Source organism: Paraburkholderia sp., assembly GCF_034668105.1.
Lineage (GTDB): Bacteria > Pseudomonadota > Gammaproteobacteria > Burkholderiales > Burkholderiaceae > Paraburkholderia.
Map to the genome: position 1 here is coordinate 1 of NZ_JAXDPY010000327.1, position 3,966 is coordinate 3,966.

Genomic DNA, 3,966 nt, shown 5'->3' on the forward strand with positions numbered 1-3,966 from the left:
AGCAAGCCGAGCTGGGTCGGCGAAAGGCTGAATTCTCCCTGGATCCTGCTGCCCGCGATCGAGAGGTTCGCGCGATCCATGTAGTTGATGGCCGTGACTACAAACAGTAAAAAGACAATGAAATACCGGGTTTTTGTTGTTTTCATGATTTTGCATTCAAGAAGCTGTCTGGATGACCGTCCAAACAGGCATTGGCCGCCGCAATACCGGCGACGCGTCGTGCCGCTCAGAGCGGGAGTTTTACAACCGCATTGCTCTGCGTGCTGCGATAGATGGCTGTGAACAGCTCTACGGTCTTCCGGCCGTCGAGTCCGTCGATCAAGGGCTTCGTGCCGTTGCTGACGGCAGTCAGGAAATCACCGATTTGCTGCTCGTGATAGAAGTACAGGGAATCCGCGGAATTAAAATACTCCGCATCCGCTTTTTTCCATTCGGCGAGCCTGTCTTCTTCGCCTTTGATCGTCCAGATATCGTTGTAAGGCGGTTCGGTGATGGTCGAAACGCCGGCGATGAACATCGCGCCGCCGTCCGTCTGCACGCCGACCGACGCACCGTTATCGCCGTGAACATGGACCTTCCCGTACAAAGCAGGATTCTGCGAGTTGCTGACGAGAATGTTGGCAATCGCGCCGCTTTTGAACTTGATGATGGCCGCCGCGGTGTCTTCAACCTCGATGTAGTCGTGGTTGACGTTCTTCCACACGCCATAGACCTCATCGATATCGCCCATATACCAGAGCAGCAGATCGAGCTGATGAGGGGCCTGGTTCACGAGCACACCGCCTCCTTCGCCAGCCCACGAGCCACGCCAGGGATCGCTTTCGTAATACTGACGGTCGCGCCATCCGAGCATGACGACATTGCCGATGGCGGGGCGGCCGATCTTGCCCGCATCGATGGCCCGCCTGATTCGCATCGCGGACGGATAAAAGCGCCGCTGGCACACGACGCCGACCGTACGCCGGTGTTCTTCGGCGCATGAAAGGATGGCATCGCAGTCTTCGAGCGAAGAAGCGAGGGGTTTCTCTATGAGAACGTGACTGCCGCTTTTCAGGGCGGCGATCGCAACGGGAGCATGCTGAGGATGCGGAGTGCAGATGCATACGACGTCGATCTGCGCGGCTTCCACCATTTCTTCGACGCGATCGAACGCATGCACACCGTATTGTTTGCCGAAGGCCTTTGCTCGATCGAGAGAGGTGCTGCATACCGCGACGAAGTCCGAGTCCTCCAGATTGGAGAGCGCCCGCGCATGGAAATGACCGACTTTTCCGCAGCCGACAATGGCCGTTCTAAGTTTTTTCATGGTGATTCGGTATGACGTTGTTGATTTGAAGGCGAGCGGAACACTGCTGCCACCGGTTCGGTGGCAGCGCACGATGTCGATCGCGGATTGCGCGACGCTAGATGTGAAAAGGCTTCCATCGGCTTCATTGCCAAGCAGGCTCGTGACGGCGCGCTACAGTCAAGTGAAGTCGCTGCGAGCGCAAGCCGACTTCGCGATGAAATGACTGCGATCCGGCCAACGTGGACATGCGTGGATGACAGGCAATCTTTCAGGGCGGCCGGCATTCGATGTCGGCCGCATCACACCTACGCCTTGAGATGCGGTCCCAGCAGCGACAGGTCCGCAACGGAAAGACGATCATGCGCGGTCTGCGCCTGATGCCAGTACGGGTACAGCAGGGGCGGCGCGCTCACCTTGTCGAGCCGCTCACGCTGTTCGGCGCTCAGGCTGAGATTCGCCGCGCCGAGGTTGTCGAGCAGTTGTTTGTCGTTGCGCCCGCCGATGATGACCGACGTGACGGCGGGGCGCCCAAGCGTCCACGCAAGCGCGACCTGAGCCGCCGAGACATTCAGCTCGCCGGCGATCTCGACAAGCGTGTCGACGATCGACCACAGGCGTTCGGCGTCGCGAATCGGCGGCTCTGTCCAGCCGGCGAGCTGACGCGTGCCCTCGGGCGTCGTGTCGCGGCGGTGCTTACCCGACAGCAGGCCGCCTGCGAGCGGGCTCCAGACGAGAATGCCCAAGCCTTGATCGAGCGAGATCGGCGCGAGCTCGTATTCTGCTTCGCGTGCTTCCAGCGTGTAATGGATCTGTTGGCTCACGAAGCGCGGCAGGCGGTCGCGCTCGCTCACATGCAACGCCTTCATCAGATGCCAGCCCGAGTAGTTCGAGCAGCCGACATACCGGACCTTGCCATGCCGGACAAGCAGGTCGAGCGCTTCAAGTGTTTCCTCGAGCGGCGTGAGTCCGTCCCATTCGTGCACCTGGTAGAGATCGATCACGTCGGTCTTGAGACGGCGCAGGCTCGCCTCGCAGGCTTCTATCAGATGATGTCGCGACAGACCCCGGTCGTTCGGGCCGTCACCCATGGGAAAGCGGGCTTTCGTCGCAATCAGCACGCCGCCTTTGCGCTTGCCGCCGAGCGCCTGGCCGACGATTTCCTCCGACGCACCGTTCGAATAGACGTCCGCGGTGTCGATCAGGTTGACGCCCGCGTCGATGCACATGTCGATCTGCCGGCGCGCCTCGTCGAGACCCACCTCGCCGACGCTCGCGAATTTGCCTTGGCCGCCCATCGTCATCGTACCTAGCGTGATGGTCGACACCTTGAGGCCTGAACGGCCCAGTTGACGGTAGTCCATGATGAAGCAATCTCCATGTATGTTGCGAGGATTGACAACTGGCATGCAGTCGATGAGGCCCATTGCGCCCGCATTTCATGCCCGGCGTTTCGACGTCACCAGACGTCGGACGATAACGGAGATTGAATTACCATTCCAATAGAAAGATGTGATCCAATTGTGCTGTTTTTGTGATTAATCGTCTCTGCAGAAAGAGTGCCAACGTGGATTTGAAGCAACTGGAACATTTCGTGGCGGTCGCGCAAGAGCGGCATTTCACGCGCGCGGCGCGCCGCCTCAACCTCGTGCAGTCCGGCTTGTCCGCATCGATCCGCTTGCTGGAAGAAGATCTGGGTGGACCGCTGTTCAATCGCAGCACGAGGCGAGTCGCTTTGACGCCTGCCGGCGAAGTGCTGTTCGCCGAGGCGCAGCGGGTACTGGCTGCCGCTCGCGACGCGCGGCATGCCGTCACGCAGGTTCATGGTCTCGCACGCGGGCGGCTGAGTATCGGTGCGATTCATGGTCTCGCGCCATTCGTCGACCTGCCCGCTGCGCTGGGACAGTTTCGGGCCGCGTTCGGTGGGATCGACATCGAATTGACACTGGACGGCTCGCGCGCGTTGATCGACGAAGTGAGGGAAGGGCGCCTCGACCTCGCGTTCACTCAGCCACCGGATACGCCGCTCGACGATCTCGGATCGCACATGTTCGCCTGCGAAGGAATGGTCGTCGTTTGCGCGGCGCATCATCGGCTTGCGGGCGCCAGCGGGCTCGAGTTGGCCGATCTCGTCGACGAAACATTCGCCGATCTGCGCCCGGAGTGGAGCGTGCGGCGGCTTGTCGACCGGAGCTTTGCGGCAGCAGGGTTGCAGCGCCGGACCAGCTTCGAGGTCAACGATATGCCGATGTTGCTTGAACTGGCCGCACACGGACTGGCGATCAGCATGGTGCCCGAATCTGTGGCCGCTGCGCGGGGCGGCCACACGCGCGAGGCGCCGGTCGCAACAGCGAGCCTGTGCGAAGCCAATGAACTCTGTTGGGAACTCGCGGCGGTTTTTAAGGGCAGCGCGGGAGAACCGCTCATACCCGTTACGCGTGCTTTTCTGGACTTCCTAAAATTGCCCGCGGTGGCGGCCTGAGGCTCGATTGGCACCGCGCGGCGATCTTGCGCCATGCTTCGGATCGCTGACCAACGGAAGCCCTGTCGGTGACAAGAAAATGTTCATGCTAGGATCGCCGACTCACTGTTTCAACGGATCGGAGTCGCAGTCGCGGATTGGCGTCGCGATTCCGGCACGCACCAACGAGGATTCTGATGACTCATTCTGCCCTGACCCC

3 protein-coding genes are annotated in these 3,966 nt (G+C 60.6%); 1 reads left to right on the forward strand and 2 read right to left on the reverse strand.

Annotation, left to right across the window (positions count from 1 at the left end; translation table 11 throughout):
* Positions 1-226: 226 nt before the first annotated feature.
* The gene (locus tag QOC89_RS15010) at positions 227-1,378 is read right to left on the reverse strand and encodes a Gfo/Idh/MocA family oxidoreductase (RefSeq protein ID WP_323045725.1); all 1,152 of its coding nucleotides are present in this window, start codon (positions 1,376-1,378) and stop codon (positions 227-229) included.
* 215 nt (positions 1,379-1,593) lie between these two features.
* Complete coding sequence (locus QOC89_RS15015; protein ID WP_323045726.1) at positions 1,594-2,649, reverse strand: aldo/keto reductase; 1,056 nt, start codon at positions 2,647-2,649, stop codon at positions 1,594-1,596.
* A 203-nt stretch (positions 2,650-2,852) separates the two neighbouring features.
* Between QOC89_RS15015 and QOC89_RS15020 the strand changes: the two genes are divergently transcribed.
* Positions 2,853-3,767, forward strand: a complete 915-nt coding sequence (locus QOC89_RS15020; protein ID WP_323045727.1) for a LysR family transcriptional regulator — start codon at positions 2,853-2,855, stop codon at positions 3,765-3,767.
* The last annotated feature ends 199 nt before the right edge of the window (positions 3,768-3,966 follow it).